We start from the raw sequence: 23,715 nt of genomic DNA on the forward strand, positions 1-23,715 counted from the left end.
CTCGATGCAAGTTAAAAGGGGGGTCAGTTGTCTGGGTATAGAATACGATGGCAGAGGGTGTCGGAGGCCATTCCATCTGCCCTGTTTCCAGCAAGTGCCGGCATAACCTCCGGCAATGATTCGAAAGTGGTTTCGCCGCTGATCAGACAGTCCAGGACATCATCCCGCAACAGATCCAGGGCCAGCGTCATCCGATCCCGGTAGTGCCAGCGCGGCTGCTGATCGGGGTGAAGATTACCAACCTGGCTCGACCGTATCGTCAGCCGGCGGGAATGGAATGCCCGGCCCAGGGATACTGGCACGGGCTGCTCGCCATACCAGCTCATTTCGATGATTCGACCTTCCTGCCCTGCAAGCGCGAGCGCGGCTTCAAGGCCTTGCGGGTGGCCGCTGGCATGGACCACCAGATCGTGGTCGTCCTGTTGGCATTGGGTCTGAAAATTGAGCCCCAGCGAATGCGCAACCGCCTTGCGGTGTGGATTGGTATCCACAGCGGTAACACGGGTACCCGGTATGCGGCTGGCAAGCCAGGCAACCAACAGGCCAACGACGCCAAGCCCCACCACTGCGATTCGCTCTCCAACCCGCGGTGAGGCATCCCACAGACCGTTAATGGCGGTTTCCATGTTGGCGGCCAACACGGCCCTGGATTCCGGAAGGCCGGGTGGAAGAGGCACAACGGCGGATTCAGGAACCTGGTAGTTGTCCTGATGAGGAAACAGGCAGAAAACCGACTGGCCAACCAGGGCCTCGACGCCTGAAACAACACGGCCGACACTGGCATAACCGTATTTGACCGGGAAGGGAAAATCACCCTCCTGGAACGGAGCACGCATCGAATCATATTCCGACGACGGTACGCGGTTGTTGAAGACCAACGACTCGGTTCCACGACTGACACCGGAGTGTAGCGTCCGCACCGACACGGCCGGCCCGTCACCGTGGTCTGCTGAGCAGAAATCATAGGTTGCTGGGAGAATGGCCCCTTCCCCGGGCCCGGTAACCCAAAATGCGTTTGTCATATCGTCTGTTTCCTTACAGCGCACGTAACTCACTATAGTACACCCGGGCTATAGTACACCCGGGCTTGCCGGCTATAGTGCATAGAGGCATATCAATGTGTTCAATAGGGTCCTATTTTGACCTGATACACGCTCATTCATACGCTGGGGTTTGATGATGGATTCCCGAACTCATACGTTCCGCCTGCCGTTGGCCGCAGATCTTGCCTGGTCCGGCGCCCTGACGGTGCTAATGGTGACTGGCGCCGGCATTGGATTCCAACCCCCTGCCAGCTTTTTCGCATTCGCCGTGTTGCTCTGCCTGGCAATCGCAGTGCCTGTTATTCGCTTCTGGCCGACAGGACAAGACTTCGGCTGGGCCAATCGGGCAACCCTGGTACGCGCCTCCCTGGTCATACTCCTCACCAGCCTGGCGCCGTTCACTCACGAGCTGGGGAACTGGTTGTGGTTGTACGGGTCACTGTGTTTACTGGCGTTGATTCTTGACGGCGTGGATGGCGCCGTCGCCAGAGCCACCGGTTCAGCAACGACGTTCGGTGCCCGATTCGACATGGAACTGGATGCCCTGTTCATTCTGGGGCTGTGTGTTGCAGTCCTGGCCCAGGGCAAAGCCGGCCCATGGGTTCTGGCGTTGGGACTGATGCGTTACGCCTTTGTGGCCGCTGGCCACTGGTTCCGTTTTATGGAGAGGCCCTTACCCGACAGTTTTCGACGCAAAACCGTCTGCGTATGGCAGATAGTCACCCTGATGATTGCCATCTTGCCCATTACGCCGGCCGGTTTCGCAGCTGCGACACTCGCTATCGCGCTGTTGCTGCTCTGTTATTCGTTTTTTGCAGACCTGCGCTGGCTTTATCAAACAGGGAGAAAGGCATGAAAACATTCCTATCCACCGCCGCATTGACCGCCTCGCTGGCATTGGCTGCCCCGGTAGCCATGGCCGAGCCAGAAACCTACGTTATTGATGATGAGCATTTCTCGATGTCATTTGAGGTGAACCACATCGGTTATGCCCCGGTAATGGGCATGTTCCGGGATGTGGAGGGAAAGTTCGACTACGACGAGGAGACCAAGCAGCTCACCTCGGGCACACTGACGTTCAAAAGCAAAAGCGTCTTTACCAATCACGACAAACGGGATGGCCACCTGCGCAACGAAGATTTTCTCAACAGTGGAACGTTCCCGGATATCACCTTTGAGATCACCAACTTCGAAACCACCGGCGAAAACACCGGCATTGTGACCGGTGACCTGACCCTTCTAGGCAAAACCCGCCCCGTGGATGTTGATGTAACCCTTAACAAATCCGCCGAATACCCCATCGGGCATGAGGATTACACTCTCGGTATGACCGCCGAAACCACCATCAGGCGCAGCAATTGGGGCATGAGTTACGGCATTGACCAGGATCTGGTAGGAGATGAAGTTCGCCTCAGGTTCGGCCTGGAAGCCGTGAAAGAGTCCGGCTGGCTATGAGTGGTGTGAACGACGTCACACCCTGGACACATTTCGTTACATATTCAGGCCAATTTTTTGCGCAAAGTCAGTTTGGCCCGTTATGTTAAGACAACAATAAAAATAATGGCGTTCGCGCCATAGAATGCCTCCAACAAGGATCCAAAGATGCCACTGCGGTTGCTCTTGGCCCTAACGTTCGTTGTGTCCGGTGCCGTCGGCATGGGGTATCTTTTGTCGGCTGAGAACACAGTTCGGTTCTCCTGGCTAACCGGGGAAAGCGAAGACAAGAGCCCCCGCCCTTCCGGAACAGACACCACCCGCTCCAAGCCTGCGCAGGCAGAATCGCCGACGACGGAAAAGCAGAAACCCTCTGATAATGCAATTGGTTTCATGTTGGCCAGTGCCGCCGCCCAATACAGCCAGAACATACGCTACCCGACCTACTCCATTCCGATCTCCGAAGATCAGGCCAGGGCCTACGCCGGAAACCGTTTCGACCCTGTGGAGCTGCCGCTCGACGGGGGCGGGCAATTTACCGTCACGCTTGAGAAATACCGCTTCGTACAGGAAGAGGACATTCTGGTAGCGGCGAGTATTACCGGCTCTCAGGTAGTAGGGCCCAGCCTGGACGTAACCCTGGAGTCACCCGAGTCTCGCCAGGCGATTGCCCGCACTGCTCTCAATAACGAGGCCGGCGCCCCCTACTATGAAGGCGTCATTGAGGCCGATGCAGAGCCTGGCGAGTATCGGTTGATCGTTGAGGCAACCATTGATGGCAAACCCGTACGCCACGTTTCGACCCTGACCATCGAGCCCGACCTCGGAGAGTTTGACGGCCTGGGTGACCCGCGGGTGACCAGCAACGACCTGATCATACCGGTTCATTTCGACGCCAAAGACCCCGGCTTCTACGCTCTTTCTGCCCAGCTTTACCACAACGGCCGCCCAGTCGCGCAGCTGCAGGCGGAAAAACGACTCGATGGAACCACCGACACCCTGGAGCTCAAGGCTCATGGCTCTGTGCTCGCCCATCGCGAAATTAGCGGTGAACTGGAACTGCGAAACCTGCAGATCCGGCGCCTGCCGGCCTCGCCTGGAGACCGCACCGACTATGGCTATGGCCCTGATGATGGCTACTCGTTTTCGCCACCGGACCTGGACGGTCTGACCGACAGCCCGGCAGGTGACCCCGAATCAGAGCAACGTGCTGCCCTGCTGCAAAGGCTGGCAGACAAGTTCTGATACAACAATAAAACAAAGACGGAGCCTTTATGAAAACAAGAAAGAGAATTGCCTGTAAGGCCGCCCTTGCGGTCGCCATCGCCGGAGGCTTGTTCGCCGGTACCGCCCACGCCCAGCTTGCGGGCCACAACGTGATCCTGGTTCACGGCTTCCAGCAGGAAGACCTGGCCAATCCACCTGCCAACCTCAATGAGGTGAAAAGCGCTGGCGAGGACTATTGGCGCACCTTCTGGCTGTCCCGTTCCGATGCCCGTGTAGATTGGGGCAGCGATGGCCGTGTGGAAGGCAACATCGCCCAGCAAGCCTATCAGCAGCTACGTGACATCAGCCAGCAAGGGCTGTGCAACGATTTCTGCATTGTGGTTTCTCATTCCACCGGTGACCTGGTCACCCGATATCTTCTGGAAAACCAGGCCCGCTGGCTTCAGGCCGACGGACTGCAGCCGCTGAAAATACTCGTTGCGATCGACTACTCCGGTGCCGGCGGCGGTACGGAGCTGGCCGACCTGGCCCTGAACGTTGCCTACAACGACAGCTGGTACAACTGGCCACTCAAACAGGCGGTTCGTGCGTTCACCGGCATCACCCCTGAGCCTGGCAAGCTTGGCGTTGTCAACGACCTGCAAACCAACACGGCACGCAACCTGGCCGTCAGCCCCAACAATATTCCGCGACTGCGGTTTGTGGCCGGCGGTTCGTCTTATGGCGGCATCACCAAGCCGTTCATTGCCGGCACCGATGATGGCGTGGTACCAACCCACTCGGCCTGTGGCGCCACCACCAGCAACGGCATCGACTCCTGTAGCTCGAACCTGAGCTTGGCGGGCAAGGTGTCCAGCCAGAATGGGCCCTCGGACCTGTACTACAACCACTTTCCGATCCTGATGAACGAGGGTGTTTCCCACAGCGGCGTTCTGGGCTCGGAAACCGGCAACATTTCGGTCCCTGTCGTGAATGACACAACCCTCAATGGTCTGCGTGTCGATTTCGCCAGTCGCAGCTACAACAAGCGCGCCTGGTGGCAGTGGTGGGGGGCCGGTGACCGATATGTCGAAGTACCCGGTTCTGACCAGACCGATATGTCCACCCTGGTCTACAACACGCTCAACAACTAAACATACCCAGATGGACCCAACCGTCTGAAGGAGTACCAACCGGCTCATGGAAGAGCCATCCTTACCCGCCCGTGATAAACTCCGCCGCTGTCGCTCGAATGTCTATCCACTGTATGGCGGTCGTGAATGCCCCTCTCGAACACTCATAAATCCGACCTGTTACTGGTGGTTGTCACCCTGATGGCAGCGATCAGCTGGATATTTTCCAAGGAAGCCGTATTGCTGATGCCGCCCCTGATGTTCATGGCATTGCGCTTCCTGCTGGCAGGTTCGGTACTGGCGGTGATTGCCTGGCCTTCGCTGAAACGGCTAAGCCTGGACCAATTCAAGCGCAGTGCTGGCGTAGGGCTGGTGTTCGGGGTAGCTATGAGCTGCTGGGTGATGGGGCTGTTTCACGTCACCCACATAGGAGAAGGCGCCTTCCTGACCAGCCTTGGTGTAGTCATCGTGCCGGTGATTGCCCGGGTCATCTTCAAAGAGGCGCAGCCTTTGAGCACCTGGTTTGCGATTCCGGTCGCGGTGGGTGGTCTCGCGCTATTGTCGCTCAAAAATGGATTCCGGCCGGAAATCGGACAGGTTTTCTTCGTGATCGCCGCGTTTATTTTTGCGCTGTATTTCACCCTGAATACCCGCGCGGCCAATCAGCGCACGGTAATCAACCGCCAGGGCGAAACCGTGGAAAAACACCGTGTCCCCGCCCTACCCCTTACGGCCATCGCGCTGCTCACCGTGGGAACAGTCACCCTGACTGAGTCCGCGCTGCTGGAACCCTGGACACCGACTCTGGATAGTTTCTCCGGCATTCTCGCCGGCTGGGTAATCGCCAGTGCCGTGGTGGGTACTGCAGGGCGCTTCCTGCTACAGACCTATGCCCAAAGCCTGGCTACCCACAGCCACGGGGTCGTGATTCTGGTGTTGGAGCCGGTGTGGGTCGCGCTGTTCGCCGCGGGCTGGTTCAGCGAATCCATGTCCTCCATACAACTGGCCGGTTGTGGCCTGATATTCCTGGCACTGCTGATCAATCGCTGGGGTGTGCTCAGCAAGGCCATAAAAGGCTGGGCCAGAAAGCAGAAAACCGCCTGAAAGAGGTTGACCACGCCCATCGGAATCAGTATATTTCCACCCCGTTGCAGGACATAGGACCATAGCTCAGTTGGTTAGAGCGCTGCCTTGACATGGCAGAGGTCGGCAGTTCAAATCTGCCTGGTCCTACCATTTTCTTTCAATACGCTACGTATTGCCTGCGGCGCCGCTCTCGATTCTCTTCCCGGCATTTCTGACAATCTTTCTTAACGATATTGCCTACACGGCTTTTTCGCCGACTTACTCACTGGCCCTACCGATCTCACTACAAAACTGCATGGTCATGGCTACGTGGACGCAGCGCTCCCCGCTTAACCCGAAATGCCTAACACTATCGGGATGTACACCACCAGAAGCAACACTGCAATCAAGCCAAGCAAGTAAGGAATAATCGCGCGGGTAATGCGTTCGAGCGGCAAATCGGTGACAGAGGACGCAACGTAAAGGTTGATTGCCACTGGAGGTGTAATCATGCCGATGGCCAGGCCCACCACAATGATTAAGCCGAAGTGTATTGGATCGATTCCGAGCTGGATAACCAGCGGCAAGAGAACCGGGGTCAAGATAATCAGTGCGCTGGCTGTCTCAATAAACACGCCGGTTATCAGGATGATCCCGACAACGAGTAGCATAATGATGTACGGGTTCGTTGACAGCGATAGAACGGACTCAGCAATCGCACCGGGTACCTGCCAGCTCGACAGTGTCCAGCTCAGAACGGCCGATGTGGCAATAACGAACATGATGACTGCGGTTGTAATGGCTGAGCGAATCAATATCCGGTAAATATCCGGTAACTTGAGGTCCCGATAAATAAACAATGAGACCAATAGTGCGTAATTGACCGCCACCACCGCCGCCTCGCTGGGCGTAAATATGCCGGAAAATATCCCACCTAAAATGATAACAGGCGTCATCAGTCCCCAGCTGGCACTCTTGAGCGTGCCCCATATGGTAGCGAGGGATAATGCTGTGCCGCGCGGGTAATTGCGACGATAACCTTGGGTAATGGCAATAGCCATGAGCCCCAAGCCCATGACGAGGCCGGGAATGAACCCATTCAAAAATAGCTCGGAAACCGATTGCTGGGCAATAACCGCATAGATAATCATCGGCACTGACGGCGGTATAACCACACCAATAGTGCCGCTGGCGGCAATCAAACTGGCCGCAGCTGCGGGGTCATACCCTTTCTTCCGAAGCTCTGGCACCAGGCTGGAACCAACGGCTGCTGTCGTGGCGGCCCCTGAGCCGGATATAGCCGCGAAGAACATGCCTGCCAGCACCGAGACAATTGAAAGACCGCCTTTCAGAAAGCCAAACAACGAGTCCGCAAAGCTGACCAACTTCTCGCTCACCTTGCCCTGGGCCATAAGGTCACCGGCAAGGATGAACATAGGCACCGCAACCAGAGCGAAGGAATTGATTCCCTGAAACATCTGCTGGGTAACCACCATCAGTGGCACACCCTGAAAATACAGCGCCGCCATTGTGCTGGCCCCTATTGATAAGGCAATAGGTACGCCAATGAGCATGAACAGGAAAAATAGAACGAAGAGCAGGCCCGTCACGATGGAGGGTCGCTTATATCAGAGCCCGCTCTTGCTGTGTCAGGCCCTTCTGAGAGCAGTTCAACCAAATCAACAAATGCGTACCACCCCATCACTACACCACAGATGGGGATAATCGCGTAGACGTATGTCATCGACCAGCCCAGGGAAGCTGAGGTCTGGAAGCTTTGCATCTGCGTGTAGCGATAGCCAACGAGTACCAGTGCAACCATGAAACCAAACGCAACAGCCACTGCAAGAATGCGTGTTACCTGTCGTAGCCTGCCTGGCAGAGAATCAACGAGAAAGGTAACAGCAATATGTCTACCGCGCTGAAACGCGAGGGTCGCGCCCATAAAGGTAATCCAGACAAGCAGGAACCTCGCAACCTCCTCGGTCCAGCCCACAGCGGTAAAGAAAACCCTGGATACGATCTGCAGTGTGATCACGGCGATCAACGCCACCATCGCCGCAAAAACCATGGGCTGCATGATGACATCGATCGCACGCTCAATTTTCTTCAGAATTCCCAACATACCTTTGTCGGGCCCTTTAATTATTGCTGCTGCGATTCACGGATCCGTTCCAGGTAATCACCAAATTGATCACCATACTTTTCATAGACCGGCGCAACAGCGTCCTGAAACGCAGCGATGTCTGGATCTTCCACGATTTCCATGCCCGATGCTCGAAGCTCTGCCAACTGCTCTGACTCCATTTCAGCATTCACTGTGCGCTCATGCTCCGCGGCTTCCTGGGCAGCCTGCTCAATTACACCTTGTGCGGCTTCCGGCAAGCGCTTCCACACTGGCATCCCCATGACAAATATCGCCGGCGCGTAGGTGTGCCTGGACATCGTCATGTAGTCCTGGGTCTCATTGAGCTTGAAGGAATGCACGACGTTGACAGGGTTTTCCTGGCCGTCAATCGTGCCTTGCTGCATTGCCGTCAGCGCCTCAGTCCAGGCCATGGGAACGGCGTTTGCGCCCAATTCACGGAACGTATCAACGTAAACCGGATTCTCCATGACACGTACGCGCAAACCGTCAATGTCTTCCGGAGTTCTTACCGGCCGCTCACTGTTAGTGAGGTTACGGAAGCCGCGCTCCGCGTATGCAAGACCTTTAAGATTGACTTCACTCAACTTGTCCAGCAATTCCTGACCAATAGGGCCATCAAGTACCCCGTAGGCCTCTTCTGGGGAAGAAAACAGGAAGGGCAGCTCAAATACAGCCATTTCTCCTACGAAATTGGCGACCGGGCCATTGGTTATGACGCCCATATCCACTGTGCCAATTTGCATGCCCTCAAGCAGGGTACGCTCGTCGCCGAGCGACGCATTGGGATAAATTTCGATGGTCACTGCGCCCTCTGTGCGCTCACTGACCAGCTCCTGGAACTTAACCGCTGCAATGTGGAATCCGTCTTGCTCGTTAACGACGTGAGCCAGGCGCAACGTAACGGGGTCCATATCCGAAAACTCATCGGCAAAGACCGAGGAAGTCAGGCCAATCGTGAGGCCGAGAATTGCGGTACCGTGGGCAAGTTTATTCATTATCATTTTCCCCTCAATGGTTTTTTATTGTGTATTCACACCCTTCTAAACCTTATAGAAATCCCTGTACCAGTCCACGAAGTTGGCAATGCCCTCTTCCACCGTCGTGGAAGGCTTGTAGCCCACATCGTCAATCAGGTCATCAACATTGGCGTAAGTGGCGGGCACGTCACCGGGCTGCAGGGGCAGCAGGTTCTTCTCCGCTTTTTTGCCAACGCGCTCTTCGATGATCTCAATGAACCGGGAAAGCTCCACCGGGTTGTTGCTACCGATGTTATAGAGCCGATACGGCGCCTTGCTGGTGCCGGGATCTGGCTTTTCACCACTCCACTGCGGGTTGGGCGTGGCGACGTTGTCCAGGGTTCGGATAACGCCTTCCACGATATCGTCAATGTAGGTGAAGTCTCGCCTGTGATGCCCATGGTTGAACACGTCAATGGGCTCGCCGGCCAGTATCTTCTTGGTAAAGATGAACAGCGCCATATCCGGCCGGCCCCAAGGGCCGTATACCGTAAAGAAACGCAGGCCAGTGGTAGGCATGTTATAGAGGTGGCTGTAGGTGTGGGCCATCAGCTCGTTGGCTTTCTTGGAGGCCGCATACAGGCTCAGGGGGTGGTCCACGTTGTCGTGGATGGAGAACGGCATGGTTTCATTGGCGCCGTAGACGGAGCTGCTGGAAGCATAGACCAGATGCTTTACGTCGTTGTGGCGACAGCCTTCCAGAACGTTGGTGAAACCCACCAGATTGGCGTCGATGTAGGCATGGGGGTTTTCCAGGGAATACCGCACGCCTGCCTGGGCGGCCAGATGAACCACTCGTTCCGGCTTATGCTCGCGGAACAGGGCCTCCATGGCCGACCTGTCGGCCACGTCCTTGCGAACCTCGATGAATCCCGGTTTACAGGTCAGGCGTTCGAGCCGCGCTTCCTTCAGGGTGGGGTCGTAGTAATCGTTGACGTTATCCACGCCGATTACGTCATCACCTCGGTCAAGCAGCCGATGCGCCAGATGGGAGCCAATGAAGCCCGCCGTACCTGTAACCAGAATTTTCAACGTGTTCTCTCCTGTTCCTTCAGAACCTCAGCCCGGCACTCACGAACGGGCCACCGAGTTCGATGTCCAGACGGTCATCGCTATCTTCGTAATCAATGCTGATCTGACGGTAGCCGGCGCGAAGCTGCAACAACGACAGCTCGTATTGGCCGTAGGCATTGTAGTCATAGACGGAATCGCCGTCGAAGCTGATGAGGTTCGCCTCGCCACCGACGGAAACACCGGTGAACGGAAGATCAAAGCGGGCGGCCAGATACCCCATCGGAATCACACCATCGACTTCGGTCTTGCTGACCCGGCCATTGGTGGTCCGCTCACGGACAATCAGTTCGCCATCCAGGTTGCGGGCGGTCACGCCCAGATCCAGATTGGCCCAGTTGTCGAGTACTTCGTAATACAGGGTGACGTCAAACTGACTCAGATCCAGATCCGAATCAACGTCGCCGGACACCAGGTCAAATTGCGTGGACACTTCGCCACTACCGCTTTGTTCAATGCGGGTGTAATTCAGGCGCACGTTGGGCAATACCGGCACCGGGTGCTCGAGGTAGGCACTCAGATTGGCATTGGTGTCGCTTTCCAGGTCCAGGTCGTTTTCGACGTCGACCACGTCGTTGTTTTTGCCGGCTTTCCCCGAGAGGTCCGAATCCCAGTAGCTGACATTGGCACCCAGCCCAACCACATCCGCGGTCGCAACCGGGGCAGCAATGACCAAAGAGCCGCCGATGGCAAGAATCAGTTTACGCATATCGCACCTGTTTGTGTTTGTTGTACCTGACTGATTAGTCGAAACGGATGCCGAGACGACGACCAACCTCTTCATAGGTCTCAATAACATCGCCCAGTCCCTGACGAAAACGGTCCTTATCCATCTTTTTACGGGTTTCCCTATCCCAGATGCGGCAGCCATCGGGGCTGAACTCATCACCCAGGACAATCTGGCCACCCGAACGGCCAAACTCCAGCTTGTAGTCCACCAGCAGCATGCCGGCTTCCTCAAACAGGGCCTTCAGTACGTCATTCACCTGATAGGTCAGTTCTTTCATTCTGGCAAGTTCGTCAGCTTTCGCCCAACCAAAACTGACCGCCAGTGACTCATTGACCATGGGGTCATGCATGGCGTCGTTCTTAAGGAACAGTTCAAAGGTGGGCGGGTTCAACGTCAGCCCTTCCTCTACCCCCAAACGGCGACACAGGCTGCCAGCTGAGATGTTACGAACCACGCATTCCACCGGGATCATGTCCAGTTTCTTGACCAGTGATTCCGTGCCGGAAAGCAGACCTTCAAAGTGCGTGGGAACGCCTGCCGCTTCAAGCTTTTCCATGATGAAGGCATTAAAGCGATTGTTTACCATGCCCTTGCGATTAAGCTGCTCTTTCTTCTCGCCATCAAAAGCCGACGTATCGTCGCGAAATACCATGACGAAACGGTCGGGGTCGTCAGTACGGTATACGGATTTGGCTTTGCCCGCGTAAAGTTCTTCACGCTTTTCCATGTCAGGTCTCCGGACGTGCCCGCTCTGTGCGGGCACTGCTTGCAATTAGTAAAGGTATTCGAACAGTTCTGAAAGCAGCTCGGACGAGCGATTCTCACCATCGTAACTCTCGGCGATGGCGGTGGAAACGATAATGTCGCCGTCGCGTTCCTCAAGCCGTATATCAAACGAATGAACCGGTTCCGGGGCATCGGAGAACCAGCTAAACCACCCCGGCTCGCGCTCGGATTCCGGCCGGAAATCTACAAAGAAATACCCGTCTTCACGGTTCAGGTCGATCACCGGTATCCCTGCGTCGTCCACCGCTCGCCTTACTTCCGCCCAGGCCCGGCCATAATCCAGGCTCATCACAATTTCCCGGGGCGTTTCATCGTCTGATACCAGTCTGACCAACGGTTCGCTGGCCATGCCCAATGCCGCTCGGGAGTAAGACTTGCTGTCTTCCCGGTTACGTAAATACTGGGCCAGGTCTTCGAGCAAATCCCGACTGGTATCGAGTTGCTCACGGCTACGGGTGTCCCCGCCGCCCCATGCCATCAGTTCGTTCGGGTCATCAGCAACTTCGAAGGATCGGAATTGAACCTCTGTGGTCTTGCGGCGCACACCGGGAGCGACACGAGCCTGGACAACCACTTTCGCTTCTGGTCCATCGGGGTTGTCCGGCAGCCCCAGCAAGCCCCTCGCCTGTTTGCTGAAGTTAACCAGCTCGCTCTGCATCAGACCAAGCTGCGGGCTGTCATACGCCACACCAAGGCCGTTCTCATTCATATAAGAGGTGACCGCTGGCCAGAGGCGACCGGGAACATCGTTCACCAACAGCCATATCTGGCCATCCAGCTCCTCAACCAGATAATTTTCGTCAAGGATATCGGAGGTCATATCCGGCGGCCGGGGTATGCTTCCCCGATACATGCGGCCCGAGTCAGCGGCGGTCGCTTCGCGTATCGGCATGATCTGACCAAACTCGCCTTTATCAGCCGTTTCCGGCAATTCCAAAGGTGTGCCCTCAGGTGCATTGACATAGCGTTCTGAGCGATCTTCGATAAGGCTACAGCCCGAGAGGGCCATAACAAACATCAGGCCCGCCAGGGGCCTGATGCATTTTTCGGTTTTTCTGATTTCTGTCCTGAACGTAAACGCCATCAGGCGACTCCAGTTACGATAGATGGTACAGCCTGACTCAGAGTACGCCAGAGGCTTTCAGTGCGTCTTCCACTTCACCATGGAACCTGTCACTCAGGGGGGTGAGCGGAAGGCGGATGCCCTCCCCGATCATGCCCATATGATACAGAGCCCATTTGACGGGGATGGGGTTGGCCTCAAGGAAAAGTTTGCGATTCAGGGGCATGAGCAACTCGTTAAGCCGCTCGGTTTCCTCTTCATTGCCGGCGATGGCGGCTTCGCACAACGCAGCCATACCCTTGGGGGCCACGTTGGCAGTAACGGAGACGTTGCCTTTGGCGCCAGCAAGCATCAATCCAGCGGCCGTCGCATCGTCACCAGAGTAGACCACCAGGCGGCCTTCTACGGCTTTAACCAGCTCCGCACCACGGGGAATGTTACCGGTTGCATCCTTGATGCCTATGATATTTGGAATATCCGCCAGTCGCTCTACGGTTTCGTTGAGCATGTCGCACGCCGTTCGGCCCGGGACGTTGTAGAGAATCTGATTGACCGGGACAGCCTCGGCAATGGTCTTGAAGTGCTGGTACAAGCCTTCCTGGGTCGGTTTGTTGTAGTACGGAACCACAAGCAGACAGGCATCGGCACCCAGCTTGTGCGCTTCTTCGGTCAGCTCGATGGCTTCACGGGTGCTGTTGCCGCCGGTACCGGCAATCACAGAGATACGGCCATTGACGCGTTTTATGATATGGCCGACCACCTTCATATGCTCTTCCGGGTCCAGCGTGGCGGATTCACCCGTCGTTCCAACGGCCACGATACCGTGCGTTCCGTTGTCGAGGTGAAAGTCCACCAGCTTATCAAGGTGCTCCCAATGGATGCTTCCATCGGAATGCATGGGCGTGACCAGTGCGACAAGGCTCCCCGTAATCATAAAAGCTCCGTACGAATAAAAACGATATGGTAATGTTGGGCACCCACTGACACAAGGGAATTAAAGGAGATGTCATGTCAGCACCCGAACTGAACCGTCCTGTTGATGATTTTGAGGCCCCGGCTACCGGAGATCAAACCATTCGTTTATCGGACCTGAAAGGCCAGAACGTGGTGGTCTATTTTTACCCCAAGGACAATACCCCCGGATGTACCACTGAAGGTCAGGATTTCCGCGATCGGCACGACCAGTTTGAAGCACTCGATACGGTCATTCTCGGCGTATCACGTGACGGCCTGAAAGCCCACGACAACTTCCGCGAAAAACAGGCATTCCCCTTTCACCTGATTTCAGACAAGGACGAAGCACTCTGCCAACAATTCGATGTCATCAAGCTGAAAAAGCTCTACGGCAAAGAATATATGGGCATTGACCGCAGCACCTTCCTGATCGACAAGGACGGAGTTCTTCGCAGGGAATGGCGAGGCGTGAAAGTACCAGGCCACGTTGAAGAAGTACTGGAAGCCGCCAGGACCCTTTAAGGCTCCCGCGGCAACGCCTCTGTCTGTCCGTTCTTGACCGGCCATGCCGAGAAGATCGCCTTGAGCATGGTCGCCAACGGAATGGCGAAGAACACCCCCCACAGCCCCCAGATACCGCCGAAGAACAGTACGGCCACGATGATGGCAACGGGGTGCAGATTATTCACTTCGGAGAACAGGATAGGCACCAGAACGTTGCCATCCAGCGCCTGAATGACACCATACACGACCATGACCCAGATAAACTGGCTGCCCCACCCGAAAGCAAACAAGGCGATCATGGCGACGGGAATGGTAACAACCGCTGCCCCGATATAAGGAATCACCACACTCAGACCCACCATCAAGGACAGCAGAGCCGCATAGGGCATACCCAGAACCTTGAACGCCACGTATGTGATACCACCAACGATCAATATCTCGACCGCCTTACCCCGCACGTAGTTGGCACACTGAAGATTCACTTCGTGCCATATCCTGACCATCATCGGGCGCTGGGATGGCAGCAGGCGGGCGATGGCACCGAGCAGCACCTGGCGGTCCTTGAGGAAGAAGAACACGAGGATCGGCAACAACACCATGTAGATCAGCAACGCCACCAGATCCGGGATACTTTCCAGCGAGAAGGACACCAGCCACTGGGTCATGCGGCCGGCTTCGGTGGTTACCTGATTGTAGATGGTGTTAATGCCTTCCATGGAAATCAGTGTTGGGTACTGCTCAGGAAGCACTTCAAGATAGGATTGCATCTCTCTGAAAATACGAGGAGCTTCGCCCGCCAGCCCGGTCACCTGAGTCCAGATCAGGGGCAACAGCCCGAACAGGACGCCAATCAACAGCCCCAGGAAGACAAAGAACACGCCTATGATGGACACAATTTCCGGAATACCCAGCCGATTCAGTTTGGTGACCAACCCCTGGAGAATAAACGCAACAATAACCGCAGCAATAGCGGGTGCCAGCATGGAACCGAAAAATATAATGAAGATGACGCCTGCGAGTATCAGCAGGAAAAGAATGACGGCTTCTTCATCTGAAAAGTATTTGTGGGCAAGACCACGTAAAATTCTGATCATTAACGACTCCGGAGGGTCACTACTACGGGCTTAACCGCCGCACTTTATCACAAAGGTGAAACAGCCATTCTGCTCAGATGTACGGACCAACTCATGGGTCGACAGCTCGAGGAACGCGGGAATATCCCTTGCAGAACCGGCGTCTGTGGCGATAACTTCAAGTTCCTGGCCGGGAGACATGCCGTTGAGTTCAAGCTTTGTTTTCAATAGCGGCATCGGACAACGCAGGCCCGATGCATCCAGTATTCGGTCAGCCATGGCAATAAGGCATCCGTATGTTCAAAACAGGAGCCGGCATTATGCCCACAGTGATACTGTATTGCACCTCAATCGTAACAGACGAACCCCGAAAGAACTTTCGGTGGCACAATGCTGTCAGAGAGAACCCAATGACAACGGACATCGCCCATTCATGACTGAAACAAACCGCCGCCGAATTCACCGGCCAGGCATCCTGGCACCTGCCCTTGCCCTGGCGCTTTCACTGACGGTCGGACAGGCCTCAGCGCAGTCGTCGGATAGCACCCTGCCATCCATTGGTGGCGCCGGTGGCGGGCTTATCTCTGAGCGCCAGGAATCGGATATCGGGCGCCAGGTGATGACCTCGATCCGGCGATCCGCTCCCCAGGTTACCGACGCCCTGGTCCAGGACTATCTGAACTCGATTATTTACCGCTTGGTGCCGTCCGCCCCTCTCAGCAGCAGCGACCTTACGTTGGCGATCATCGACAGCCCCGACATCAACGCTTTTGCGGTTCCCGGCAACATCGTCGGCATAAATGGCGGTTTGTTCCTGAATGCCGACAGCGAGCAACAGTTTGCCTCGGTTCTGGCCCACGAACTGGCGCACCTGAGCCAGCGCCATTTCGCCAGGCGTATCGAGCAACAGGAAACCAGCGCCCCGCTGACCATCGCCGGCATGATCGCCGGCATCATCCTCTCGGCGGTTACCCAGTCTGATGTCGGTATAGCGGCCATCGCAGGCACCCAGGCATTGGCGGTGCAGAATATGCTGGCTTATAGCCGGGCCCATGAACAGGAAGCTGACCGGGTTGGCATGGAAATACTGGCCGACTCCGGCATGGATCCGAGGGGAATGCCGGAAATGTTCGAAATCATGATGCGGCAGAACCGTCTGCAGGGAAACCGGGTTCCGGAATACTTGTCCACCCACCCGTTGACGCAAAACCGGGTATCGGATACCCGCAACCGCGCCGAGCAATACCCTCGGCGGGATGTAGCCGATGCCCAGGAATATCATCTGGTTCGATCCCGGCTTCAGGTTCGCTACGCCAAGTCAGCAGACATTGCCCTGGAAACCTTCAAGGACTACCTGAACCGTTCGGACACCGAAAAGCCGGATGCCATTCGATACGGCCTGGCAGTCGCGTGGCTGCGGAATGGAGACCATCGTGAGGCGGTTTCTGAGCTTGAAAGGTTGCTCGATGGAACACCGGGACGCATTACCTACCAGGTCACACTTGGGGAGGCACTGATCGAGCAGGACAAGATCAATGAAGCCCGCAACCTGCTTTCAGAGGCGCTTATAAGGAATCCCGGCAACTATCCGATTACCGACATGCTCGCCCGTCTTGAAACCGCGGCGGGTAACGGCGAACGTGCCGCCGAATACCTCCACAGATTGACGCGTGAATTGCCGAAGAAAGAGCATCTCTGGCTAAGACTGGCTGAAGCCGAAGGGTTGGCGCGCAATATCGTTGGGGTGCACCGCGCGAGGGCTGAATACGATATCCTGATGGGTGACCTTGAAGCGGCCCAGCGCCAATTGCGCCAGGCCCAGGAGAAGCTCCCCGCCGGAGCGCCATTGCGCCAAATCGTGACCGAACGTTTATCGCAGGTGTCAGAACGACTAAACCAGCGCCGCAGCTAGTGTCAAGCGTTGCCGGCAGCCTTGAGGTTCATCTCGGCGGTGAAATCCAGCATTCGCTGAAGTGGCTTCAACGCATCTTCGCGCAACGATGGGTCCACGTGAACCTCCTGATCTCCATTCTCAATCACCGACAGCAGATTCTCGAGGCCGTTCATCGCCATCCACGGGCAATGCGCGCAACTACGACAAGTGGCACCGTTTCCGGCCGTGGGAGCTTCAATCAGGGTCTTGTTGGGGGCTAACTGCTGCATCTTGTAGAAAATGCCGTTATCAGTAGCAACGATGAACTGATCGTTGGGCAGTGTCTGTACCGCATGAATCAGCTGAGACGTCGAGCCAACAACATCGGCCATCTCGACCACCGCATTGGGCGATTCAGGATGCACCAGAACCGCCGCATCCGGATACAGCGCTTTCAGGTCTTCCAGCCCCCGGTATTTGAACTCTTCATGCACAATGCAGGAACCATCCCAGAGCAGCACATCCGCGCCGGTGGTTTTCTGCACATAGTGGCCCAAATGCTTGTCCGGGGCCCAGAGTATTTTCTCACCACAGGCATCCAGTGACTCCACAATGGCCTGGGCACAACTGGAGGTAACCACCCAGTCTGCCCTTGCTTTCACCGCTGCGGAGGTGTTGGCATAGACCACGACGGTGCGGTCGGCGTGCTGGTCGCAAAATTCTGAGAACTCATCCGCAGGGCAGCCAATGTCCAGTGAACAGGTGGCCTCCAGCGTAGGCATCAGCACCCGCTTTTCCGGGTTCAGGATCTTGGCGGTTTCACCCATGAAACGGACACCCGCCACTACTACGGTTGACGCTTTATGCTGATTACCAAACCGGGCCATTTCCAGCGAGTCGGCAACACAACCACCGGTTTCCTCGGCCAGACGCTGGATGTCGGGATCGGTGTAGTAATGAGCCACGAGTACCGCATCCTGCGCTTTCAGTGCTGCGCGAATACGGGACTCAAGGTTGGATTTTTCGTCGTCGCTCAGGGTTTTCGGCTCCGCCTGGTGTGCCAGATGTTCCTGAACGAGAATACGGTCTTCAACTCGCGTCATTACTGCATCTCTGTATTGCGTTAACGTCGGAAGTATATCACTTCGGCCACGACTTTCACTGGGCTGTCGGTTACTTACGTGCACCCTTTAACTATGCCCACTATCACAGATGTATGACCGTATACCCAAAAAAAAAGAGCCCGAAGGCTCTTTTTTCGACAGGAGCCACTTGGGCTTCCTGTTCTGTTGGTGGGTCGTGAAGGATTCGAACCTTCGACCAATTGGTTAAAAGCCAACTGCTCTACCAACTGAGCTAACGACCCATAACTGTCGACCCGAATCCGGATCGGAACAACGCGACGACTCACAGTCCACCGCCTCGTTCGTAATTTGGTGGGTCGTGAAGGATTCGAACCTTCGACCAATTGGTTAAAAGCCAACTGCTCTACCAACTGAGCTAACGACCCAAACGAGGCGCATATAGTAATGATTTTTCGGCGCCGATCAACCCCTAATTCCCAGGTTTCTCAACATTCCTCGCCGTGACCACAATCAACCGTTATTCGAGTCGAGGTACTTCTTCGCCAACTCGGCGGCACTGGTGCCCGGGTAGTCACGGACCACGGTTTGCATACGCCCGCGAGCCTGCTCCTTTTCACCAAGCCGGTCCAGGGTCACGCCAAGCTTGTACACGGCATCCGAAGCCTTGCGGTGATCTCCGTAGCGGGTCGCAACTATCGTGAAGGCCTGCCGCGCCTGTGTCAGCTGCTCCTCTACCAGGTACACCTCACCCAGCCAGTAATAGGCGTTGACCGTCAGGTCGCCTTCCTCATACTCATCAATAAAGTCATACAACCCATTAATCGCCTGGTCGTAATTCTTTTCCTGATGAATCAGGGCCTGGATTTTCTGGTAATCCGTTCGTTCTTTATCGGAAGGTTGCCGGTAGATTCTGGTTTTCACCCCCGAATCTCCCGCTGACTCAGCGGAATCAGCCGTACCCTCCGAGCTTGGTGCAGGTGCTTCCGAGACCTTTTCAGAGAGTTTGAGAATTCGCTGGTCAAGGTCGATGTAGCGGTCCCGTGACTGCTTGGTGAGCCGATCAATGAGGTTACGCTGCTCTTCCACCCGCCCCTGCAATCGACGAACCTCGCCCTGCAGTTGCTGAATCATGTAGAACAGTTCCGCATTGGCCTGACTGTTGCCAGCCCTGCGCTCAGCCTCAGACGCATTGTCCTGGAACGCTGGAGAAACGGATTGCGCCAGCGTGCCGCCCGCTTGCCCTAGGGCAAGCGGGAGCATCACTGTCGCCATGAGCAGATGTCTCATGGGGTTCGCCTGTTACTGGAAAACAAGTTCAACGCGACGGTTCTGGGCCCACGCGCTCTCACCGGAACTCATCACGGCTGGCTTCTCTTCACCATAGCTGATGGTTTCCGTCTGACCACGGGAAGCGCCGTTCACGATCAGAAAACGCTCGATAGCGTTGGCACGACGCTCACCCAGTGCAAGGTTGTATTCTTTGGTGCCACGCTCATCGGCATGCCCCTCAATACGAACATTCTGGCCCGGATTGGCTTGCAGGAACCGTGCGTGTGCCACCAGCACTTCGCGGGCTTCGGCTTTGATTTCAGCGGTATCAAAATCAAAGTAAAAGGTGGTAATTTCGCGCATAGCGGCTTCTTCAGCTCGTGCAGCACGAGCTTCCGCCTCACGACGCTGCTCCTCACTCATCTCGGACGAAGATACACCGCCGTCATCATCGCCGCCGTAAACAGTGCTACCACCTTCCTGGTCGACAGCTGAAACATCGGAACCGTATGCACCGTCTTCAGTGGTCTCACCGGTGCTGCTGCACCCAGCGATCAGACCAAGAGACATTACCATGGCAAACAATTTGTGGTGAGCTGATACGTTCATAATCACTTCCTTCCTTTTTTGAGAATCTGTTGTACGTTAATACAAACGAACCTGTTCTGTTCGGAGTTCCGGTTTACTCTACGATCGGTGACCATGCCGGTTCACGCACATCACCCTCCGAGGCCGGCAGACTATAGGCCGCTCCGCCATCTGCGGCAATTACAGTTAGTACACTGTCGCCGCCCTGCTTGGTTGCATAGATCAACATCCGGCCATTGGGCGAAACACTGGGCGATTCATCGGACCCTGTCCGGGTAAGAATGGTTTCCTCTTCCGTCTGCAAATTAGTCCGCGCTATATGGAACGCCTTGTCTCTCTGATGCACATAATAGACGTACTTGCCATCACTGTCCGGCCGCGGGCGGGCATTATATCGGCTACCGAAAGTCAGCCTGCGGGGTTCCGCCTCTTCGCTGGACTTATGATAGATCTGCGGCCCACCAGAACGGTCAGACGTGAAAAAGAAACCGTTGCCCGTATGATCCCAGGTAGGCTCCGTATCAATAGCCCAGTGATTGGTCAGCCGTTCGAGTGAACGACTCTGAATATCCATCTTGTAGACTTCGGCATTGCCGTCCTTCGACAGGGTCATAAGCAATGACCGACCATCTGCCCCCCATGCGGGAGCTGAGTTCAACCCCCGGAAGTCCGCGATTCGCGTACGGTTGCCCGATGAAAGCTCATGGATGTAAATCGCAGGCTTCCCGGTTTCAAACGATACATAGGCAAGCCTCTTGCCATCGGGCGACCAGGCTGGCGACAAGATCGGCTCATCGCTTTCCAACCTGACCTTGGCCCTTTTGCCATCCACGTCACTAACCTGTAGCCGATACAAGGCTTTGCCAGCTGAGCGCTGAAGCGTGACGTAGGCCAACTTGGTGGAAAACGCGCCCGGCACGCCAGTAATAGCCTCATACACCTTATCACTGATGTGGTGGGCGAGACTCCGCGTGCTGTTCACCGATGAGGACGCCGTTGCCCCAAGGATCCGTTCCTCCCGGTTCACGTCGTATAACTCATACCGGGCTTCGATTTTGTCGCCGGTACGTGTCAACTGCCCTACCAGAACGTAACGCTGCCCCAGAAGTCGCCAGTCGCGGAAATAAACCTCGTCGCCTTTTGACGGCAGACTGAGCATTTTCTCCGGCGGCAGTGGTTTGAATTCACCGCTCATGGTGAGGTCGTCGCGGACGATATTGCTGACCTTATCGCCAGAGGGGATTTGACCCGTTTCGGCGAACGGAACCACAGCGACCGGAATGGCCGAATCCGCACCCTCCGTGATTCGTATCAACAGCTCAGCGTTGGCCGGACTGCTTGTTGTCATCACGACCAGCACTAGTAGCCACGCCACCGCCATACCGGTACGGGTTATGCCTGTTGTACTCCGGTTCGTCATTTGATTTCCCATTGTCCTTATCTCAACCGCCGGGGATTGAACTCAATCGTAAACTGGCGAAAATACTTCTCGAACGTGTCCCGATCATCGGGAATCGGGTAGCGATTCAGCGACTTAACCGCCCCCAACGCCGAGTTATCGAATGCCGTGTTGCCACTGGTGGAGACAAGCTTTACCGAGGCAAGTTCACCAGTCGGCAGCAACGTAATCTGAAGCCTTGCGGTCATCTCCTCCGTTGCCGATGATGGCGGATACCAGGCCTGACTTAACCGTTCGCGAATCAGCGCCTGATACTTCTGGCTTTCCGACAACATTTGCGCGTCACGGGCCTTGGCAGCCGCAGCCTGTTTACGCTCGCGCTCCTCAGCCGCCCGTTCCTGCTGGGCTTCCTCGGCAAGGGCCTCAAGCTGCTGCTCCTTCAAACGCCGCTCACGCTCCTTGCGTTTGCGCTCGGCTTCCTGGCGCTCACGCTCTTCCCTCGCCTTTCGCTCGGCTTCTTCCTTGCGGCGCTGCTCCTCGGCGCGGCGCTTTTCCTCGGCGGCCTTCCGGGCCGCCTCCTCCTGACGCTTCTTTTCTTCCGCTGCCTTCTGGCGCTCGCGCTCCTTGGCTTCGGCTTCCGCTTTCTGGCGCGCCGCTTCCTCAGCCTTCCGCTGCTGCTCCTTTTCGCGCTTTGCCGCCTCTTCCTGGCGTTGCTGTTCCAGCTTCTGCTCTTTTTGCTGCTGGATGCGGCGGGCTTCTTCCTGTTCGCGCTCCTCTTCGGCCTTTCGGCGTTCAGCTTCTTCCTTACGCTGCCGCTCTTCCTCCTGCCTGCGCTCTTCATCACGATCCGGTTCGTCAGCAGGTTCCGTAACCGGACTCGGCTCTGGCTCGTTCGGAGTGATCAAGCGTGCAGAAATACTGGGCGGCTGAGGATCCTCCGAGGGATTGGTCCAGGTCCACCCGGCCAGAGCCACGCCCAGAATCAACCCATGCAGCAGGATTGACAGAGCGACGGGCGACTTCCAGGGGGGCTGGCCCGTGTTGGTTACATCACGCTCATGACCTCTCACAAAAACCTGCCTGTTCTGTGCCTACTCATCAATGGATGGCGCTTCGGTGATCAATCCAACATTAGACGCCCCGGCGGCCTGCAACTGTGCCATCAGTCGAACAACGGTACCGTACTCAACATGTTCATCTCCCCGAACGAGTACTTCGCGATCCGTACGCTGGGACAGGATTTTGCCAATCCGGTCGCGAATGTCCGCAAGCGACATCGGATCACTGCTTTCATCGCCGATATCCATGAAATACGCACCATTGCTGTCCACGGACACCACAATGGATTCCACGTTCTTGTCGGACTGGATCGGCTGCGATGTGGTTTCCGGCAGATCCACCTTTACACCCTGTGTCAGCATCGGCGCCGTCACCATGAAGATGATCAGCAACACCAGCATGACGTCGATGTAGGGGACGACGTTGATTTCAGACATCGGCTTGCTACTTCTGGCCGGCATCATTCCCATGCCTTTCATGTTCCTGCTCCTCCGACTGGCTGTCCGTTAGTGGCTGCCATCCTCATGCGGCCGACTGCTCGCTGTTATGCACACGACGATGGAGGATGCTTGAAAACTCATCGGCGAAGGTTTCATAGTTCTTCAACAACGCGTCGGAGATAGCGGAGAAACGGTTGTAAGCAATGACGGCTGGAATTGCCGCAAACAGACCCATCGCCGTTGCTATCAATGCCTCGGAAATACCGGGAGCCACCGTAGCGAGAGTCGCCTGCTGAACCTGAGCCAGCCCCCGAAACGAATTCATGATGCCCCACACGGTGCCAAACAGACCGACATAGGGGCTGGTGGAACCTACGGTAGCAAGGAAAGGCAAATGCATCTCCAGCCTCTCCTGCTCCCGGGAAAACGCCACTCGCATCGCGCGCTGGGTGCCTTCCATCACTGCGTCGGCATCCCGGCTTTGCTGGCGCAGACGGGAAAACTCTTTGAAACCGGCCCGGAACAACGATTCCATGCCGGAGAACGGCATTGGATTACTGTTCACTTCCCGGTAAAGCTGGCCCAGGTCCATGCCGGACCAGAATCGTTCCTCGAACGCATACTGGGCCTGCTTGGCCTTGCGGAATACTTTGAGGCGCTGGAAGATCAGCGCCCAGGAGATAATGGACGCCAGGGCAAGCAACAGCATGACCAGCTGAACCAGCACGCCGGCGTTGGCGATGAGATACCAAACAGAAACTTCTGACTCCACCTT

The 23,715-nt window shown here is 56.1% G+C and carries 25 protein-coding genes and 3 tRNA genes; 8 read left to right on the forward strand and 20 right to left on the reverse strand.

Annotation, left to right across the window (positions count from 1 at the left end):
• Positions 1-23: 23 nt before the first annotated feature.
• Positions 24-1,022 carry a zinc-dependent alcohol dehydrogenase gene (locus tag AC0B60_RS09055; RefSeq protein ID WP_465085440.1) on the reverse strand — a complete coding sequence of 333 codons (999 nt, stop codon included), beginning with the start codon at positions 1,020-1,022 and terminating at the stop codon, positions 24-26.
• A gap of 154 nt (positions 1,023-1,176) precedes the next feature.
• Between AC0B60_RS09055 and AC0B60_RS09060 the strand changes: the two genes are divergently transcribed.
• The 6 genes from AC0B60_RS09060 (at position 1,177) to AC0B60_RS09085 (ending at position 6,052) form a co-directional block, all read left to right on the forward strand.
• The gene (locus AC0B60_RS09060; protein WP_465085442.1) at positions 1,177-1,899 is read left to right on the forward strand and encodes a CDP-alcohol phosphatidyltransferase family protein; all 723 of its coding nucleotides are present in this window, start codon (positions 1,177-1,179) and stop codon (positions 1,897-1,899) included.
• Positions 1,896-2,498, forward strand: coding sequence for a YceI family protein (locus tag AC0B60_RS09065; RefSeq protein WP_465085443.1), 603 nt, complete (start codon positions 1,896-1,898; stop codon positions 2,496-2,498). Before AC0B60_RS09060 ends, AC0B60_RS09065 begins: the two co-directional genes overlap by 4 nt.
• A gap of 147 nt (positions 2,499-2,645) precedes the next feature.
• Positions 2,646-3,722, forward strand: coding sequence for a hypothetical protein (locus tag AC0B60_RS09070; protein WP_465085445.1), 1,077 nt, complete (start codon positions 2,646-2,648; stop codon positions 3,720-3,722).
• Positions 3,723-3,751: 29 nt separating this feature from the next.
• Positions 3,752-4,837 carry a hypothetical protein gene (locus AC0B60_RS09075; RefSeq protein WP_465085447.1) on the forward strand — a complete coding sequence of 362 codons (1,086 nt, stop codon included), beginning with the start codon at positions 3,752-3,754 and terminating at the stop codon, positions 4,835-4,837.
• Positions 4,838-4,963: 126 nt separating this feature from the next.
• A complete protein-coding gene (locus AC0B60_RS09080) occupies positions 4,964-5,920 on the forward strand; it encodes a DMT family transporter (protein WP_465085448.1) in 957 nt (318 codons plus the stop codon).
• A gap of 55 nt (positions 5,921-5,975) precedes the next feature.
• Positions 5,976-6,052 (forward strand) — tRNA-Val (locus tag AC0B60_RS09085).
• Positions 6,053-6,231: 179 nt separating this feature from the next.
• Here the strand turns inward: AC0B60_RS09085 and AC0B60_RS09090 are convergent.
• The 8 genes from AC0B60_RS09090 to dapA are packed head-to-tail and all read right to left on the reverse strand — an operon-like array spanning position 6,232 to position 13,630.
• Positions 6,232-7,491, reverse strand: a complete 1,260-nt coding sequence (locus tag AC0B60_RS09090) for a TRAP transporter large permease (protein WP_465085450.1) — start codon at positions 7,489-7,491, stop codon at positions 6,232-6,234.
• Positions 7,488-8,006 carry a TRAP transporter small permease gene (locus AC0B60_RS09095; protein ID WP_465085451.1) on the reverse strand — a complete coding sequence of 173 codons (519 nt, stop codon included), beginning with the start codon at positions 8,004-8,006 and terminating at the stop codon, positions 7,488-7,490. Before AC0B60_RS09095 ends, AC0B60_RS09090 begins: the two co-directional genes overlap by 4 nt.
• A 20-nt stretch (positions 8,007-8,026) precedes the next feature.
• Positions 8,027-9,025, reverse strand: a complete 999-nt coding sequence (locus AC0B60_RS09100) for a TRAP transporter substrate-binding protein (protein WP_465085453.1) — start codon at positions 9,023-9,025, stop codon at positions 8,027-8,029.
• A 45-nt stretch (positions 9,026-9,070) separates the two neighbouring features.
• Positions 9,071-10,078: an NAD-dependent epimerase gene (locus AC0B60_RS09105; protein ID WP_465085455.1), complete on the reverse strand. Its 1,008-nt coding sequence runs from the start codon at positions 10,076-10,078 to the stop codon at positions 9,071-9,073.
• Between the two features lie 19 nt (positions 10,079-10,097).
• Positions 10,098-10,826 carry a TIGR04219 family outer membrane beta-barrel protein gene (locus AC0B60_RS09110; protein WP_465085456.1) on the reverse strand — a complete coding sequence of 243 codons (729 nt, stop codon included), beginning with the start codon at positions 10,824-10,826 and terminating at the stop codon, positions 10,098-10,100.
• 34 nt (positions 10,827-10,860) lie between these two features.
• Entirely contained in the window at positions 10,861-11,574 is a 714-nt protein-coding gene (purC, locus tag AC0B60_RS09115; protein WP_036205376.1) for a phosphoribosylaminoimidazolesuccinocarboxamide synthase, read from the reverse strand.
• A 45-nt stretch (positions 11,575-11,619) separates the two neighbouring features.
• Entirely contained in the window at positions 11,620-12,717 is a 1,098-nt protein-coding gene (gene bamC, locus AC0B60_RS09120; RefSeq protein WP_465085458.1) for an outer membrane protein assembly factor BamC, read from the reverse strand.
• A 37-nt stretch (positions 12,718-12,754) separates the two neighbouring features.
• On the reverse strand, positions 12,755-13,630 hold the full coding sequence (gene dapA / locus AC0B60_RS09125; protein WP_465085459.1) for a 4-hydroxy-tetrahydrodipicolinate synthase: 876 nt from the start codon (positions 13,628-13,630) through the stop codon (positions 12,755-12,757).
• 74 nt (positions 13,631-13,704) lie between these two features.
• On the opposite strand from dapA, the gene AC0B60_RS09130 reads away from it, so the two are divergent.
• Positions 13,705-14,172, forward strand: a complete 468-nt coding sequence (locus AC0B60_RS09130; protein ID WP_465085461.1) for a peroxiredoxin — start codon at positions 13,705-13,707, stop codon at positions 14,170-14,172.
• Here AC0B60_RS09130 and AC0B60_RS09135 read toward each other — a convergent pair.
• Positions 14,169-15,248, reverse strand: a complete 1,080-nt coding sequence (locus AC0B60_RS09135; RefSeq protein ID WP_465085462.1) for an AI-2E family transporter — start codon at positions 15,246-15,248, stop codon at positions 14,169-14,171. The two genes, AC0B60_RS09130 and AC0B60_RS09135, sit on opposite strands and share 4 nt — an antisense overlap.
• Positions 15,249-15,278: 30 nt before the next feature.
• Positions 15,279-15,506: a sulfurtransferase TusA family protein gene (locus AC0B60_RS09140; protein WP_465085464.1), complete on the reverse strand. Its 228-nt coding sequence runs from the start codon at positions 15,504-15,506 to the stop codon at positions 15,279-15,281.
• Positions 15,507-15,660: 154 nt separating this feature from the next.
• On the opposite strand from AC0B60_RS09140, the gene AC0B60_RS09145 reads away from it, so the two are divergent.
• Positions 15,661-17,139 carry a M48 family metalloprotease gene (locus tag AC0B60_RS09145; RefSeq protein ID WP_465085465.1) on the forward strand — a complete coding sequence of 493 codons (1,479 nt, stop codon included), beginning with the start codon at positions 15,661-15,663 and terminating at the stop codon, positions 17,137-17,139.
• Between the two features lie 2 nt (positions 17,140-17,141).
• Here the strand turns inward: AC0B60_RS09145 and nadA are convergent, their stop codons facing one another.
• The 9 genes from nadA to tolQ all read right to left on the reverse strand — a co-directional run bounded on the left by nadA (position 17,142) and on the right by tolQ (position 23,712).
• Positions 17,142-18,203, reverse strand: a complete 1,062-nt coding sequence (gene nadA / locus AC0B60_RS09150) for a quinolinate synthase NadA (protein WP_465085467.1) — start codon at positions 18,201-18,203, stop codon at positions 17,142-17,144.
• A gap of 187 nt (positions 18,204-18,390) precedes the next feature.
• Positions 18,391-18,466, reverse strand: a tRNA-Lys gene (locus AC0B60_RS09155).
• A gap of 68 nt (positions 18,467-18,534) precedes the next feature.
• A tRNA-Lys gene (locus AC0B60_RS09160) sits at positions 18,535-18,610 on the reverse strand.
• Between the two features lie 85 nt (positions 18,611-18,695).
• Complete coding sequence (ybgF, locus tag AC0B60_RS09165) at positions 18,696-19,472, reverse strand: tol-pal system protein YbgF (protein ID WP_465085469.1); 777 nt, start codon at positions 19,470-19,472, stop codon at positions 18,696-18,698.
• A gap of 12 nt (positions 19,473-19,484) precedes the next feature.
• Positions 19,485-20,063: a peptidoglycan-associated lipoprotein Pal gene (gene pal / locus AC0B60_RS09170; RefSeq protein ID WP_465085470.1), complete on the reverse strand. Its 579-nt coding sequence runs from the start codon at positions 20,061-20,063 to the stop codon at positions 19,485-19,487.
• A 73-nt stretch (positions 20,064-20,136) separates the two neighbouring features.
• Positions 20,137-21,462 (reverse strand): Tol-Pal system beta propeller repeat protein TolB, encoded by a 1,326-nt coding sequence (tolB, locus tag AC0B60_RS09175; protein ID WP_465085472.1) that lies wholly within the window; start codon positions 21,460-21,462, stop codon positions 20,137-20,139.
• A gap of 17 nt (positions 21,463-21,479) precedes the next feature.
• Positions 21,480-22,511: a cell envelope integrity protein TolA gene (gene tolA, locus AC0B60_RS09180; RefSeq protein WP_465085474.1), complete on the reverse strand. Its 1,032-nt coding sequence runs from the start codon at positions 22,509-22,511 to the stop codon at positions 21,480-21,482.
• 21 nt (positions 22,512-22,532) lie between these two features.
• Positions 22,533-22,979 (reverse strand): protein TolR, encoded by a 447-nt coding sequence (gene tolR / locus AC0B60_RS09185; protein ID WP_465085475.1) that lies wholly within the window; start codon positions 22,977-22,979, stop codon positions 22,533-22,535.
• Between the two features lie 43 nt (positions 22,980-23,022).
• Positions 23,023-23,712, reverse strand: coding sequence for a protein TolQ (gene tolQ / locus AC0B60_RS09190; protein WP_465085477.1), 690 nt, complete (start codon positions 23,710-23,712; stop codon positions 23,023-23,025).
• Between the last annotated feature and the right edge of the window lie 3 nt (positions 23,713-23,715).

It is taken from the genome of Marinobacter sp. V34, from assembly GCF_055524115.1.

Excerpts from the sequence above, each read along its gene's own strand:
- AC0B60_RS09055 (WP_465085440.1), bottom strand. The coding sequence starts at position 1,022 with ATGACAAACGCATTTTGGGTTACCGGGCCCGGGGAAGGGGCCATTCTC.
- AC0B60_RS09060 (WP_465085442.1), top strand. The coding sequence starts at position 1,177 with ATGATGGATTCCCGAACTCATACGTTCCGCCTGCCGTTGGCCGCAGAT.
- AC0B60_RS09065 (WP_465085443.1), top strand. The coding sequence starts at position 1,896 with ATGAAAACATTCCTATCCACCGCCGCATTGACCGCCTCGCTGGCATTG.
- AC0B60_RS09070 (WP_465085445.1), top strand. The coding sequence starts at position 2,646 with ATGCCACTGCGGTTGCTCTTGGCCCTAACGTTCGTTGTGTCCGGTGCC.
- AC0B60_RS09075 (WP_465085447.1), top strand. The coding sequence starts at position 3,752 with ATGAAAACAAGAAAGAGAATTGCCTGTAAGGCCGCCCTTGCGGTCGCC.
- AC0B60_RS09080 (WP_465085448.1), top strand. The coding sequence starts at position 4,964 with ATGCCCCTCTCGAACACTCATAAATCCGACCTGTTACTGGTGGTTGTC.
- AC0B60_RS09095 (WP_465085451.1), bottom strand. The coding sequence starts at position 8,006 with ATGTTGGGAATTCTGAAGAAAATTGAGCGTGCGATCGATGTCATCATG.
- AC0B60_RS09100 (WP_465085453.1), bottom strand. The coding sequence starts at position 9,025 with ATGAATAAACTTGCCCACGGTACCGCAATTCTCGGCCTCACGATTGGC.
- AC0B60_RS09110 (WP_465085456.1), bottom strand. The coding sequence starts at position 10,826 with ATGCGTAAACTGATTCTTGCCATCGGCGGCTCTTTGGTCATTGCTGCC.
- purC (WP_036205376.1), bottom strand. The coding sequence starts at position 11,574 with ATGGAAAAGCGTGAAGAACTTTACGCGGGCAAAGCCAAATCCGTATAC.
- bamC (WP_465085458.1), bottom strand. The coding sequence starts at position 12,717 with ATGGCGTTTACGTTCAGGACAGAAATCAGAAAAACCGAAAAATGCATC.
- dapA (WP_465085459.1), bottom strand. The coding sequence starts at position 13,630 with ATGATTACGGGGAGCCTTGTCGCACTGGTCACGCCCATGCATTCCGAT.
- AC0B60_RS09130 (WP_465085461.1), top strand. The coding sequence starts at position 13,705 with ATGTCAGCACCCGAACTGAACCGTCCTGTTGATGATTTTGAGGCCCCG.
- AC0B60_RS09135 (WP_465085462.1), bottom strand. The coding sequence starts at position 15,248 with ATGATCAGAATTTTACGTGGTCTTGCCCACAAATACTTTTCAGATGAA.
- AC0B60_RS09140 (WP_465085464.1), bottom strand. The coding sequence starts at position 15,506 with ATGGCTGACCGAATACTGGATGCATCGGGCCTGCGTTGTCCGATGCCG.
- AC0B60_RS09145 (WP_465085465.1), top strand. The coding sequence starts at position 15,661 with ATGACTGAAACAAACCGCCGCCGAATTCACCGGCCAGGCATCCTGGCA.
- nadA (WP_465085467.1), bottom strand. The coding sequence starts at position 18,203 with ATGACGCGAGTTGAAGACCGTATTCTCGTTCAGGAACATCTGGCACAC.
- ybgF (WP_465085469.1), bottom strand. The coding sequence starts at position 19,472 with ATGAGACATCTGCTCATGGCGACAGTGATGCTCCCGCTTGCCCTAGGG.
- pal (WP_465085470.1), bottom strand. The coding sequence starts at position 20,063 with ATGAACGTATCAGCTCACCACAAATTGTTTGCCATGGTAATGTCTCTT.
- tolB (WP_465085472.1), bottom strand. The coding sequence starts at position 21,462 with ATGACGAACCGGAGTACAACAGGCATAACCCGTACCGGTATGGCGGTG.
- tolR (WP_465085475.1), bottom strand. The coding sequence starts at position 22,979 with ATGAAAGGCATGGGAATGATGCCGGCCAGAAGTAGCAAGCCGATGTCT.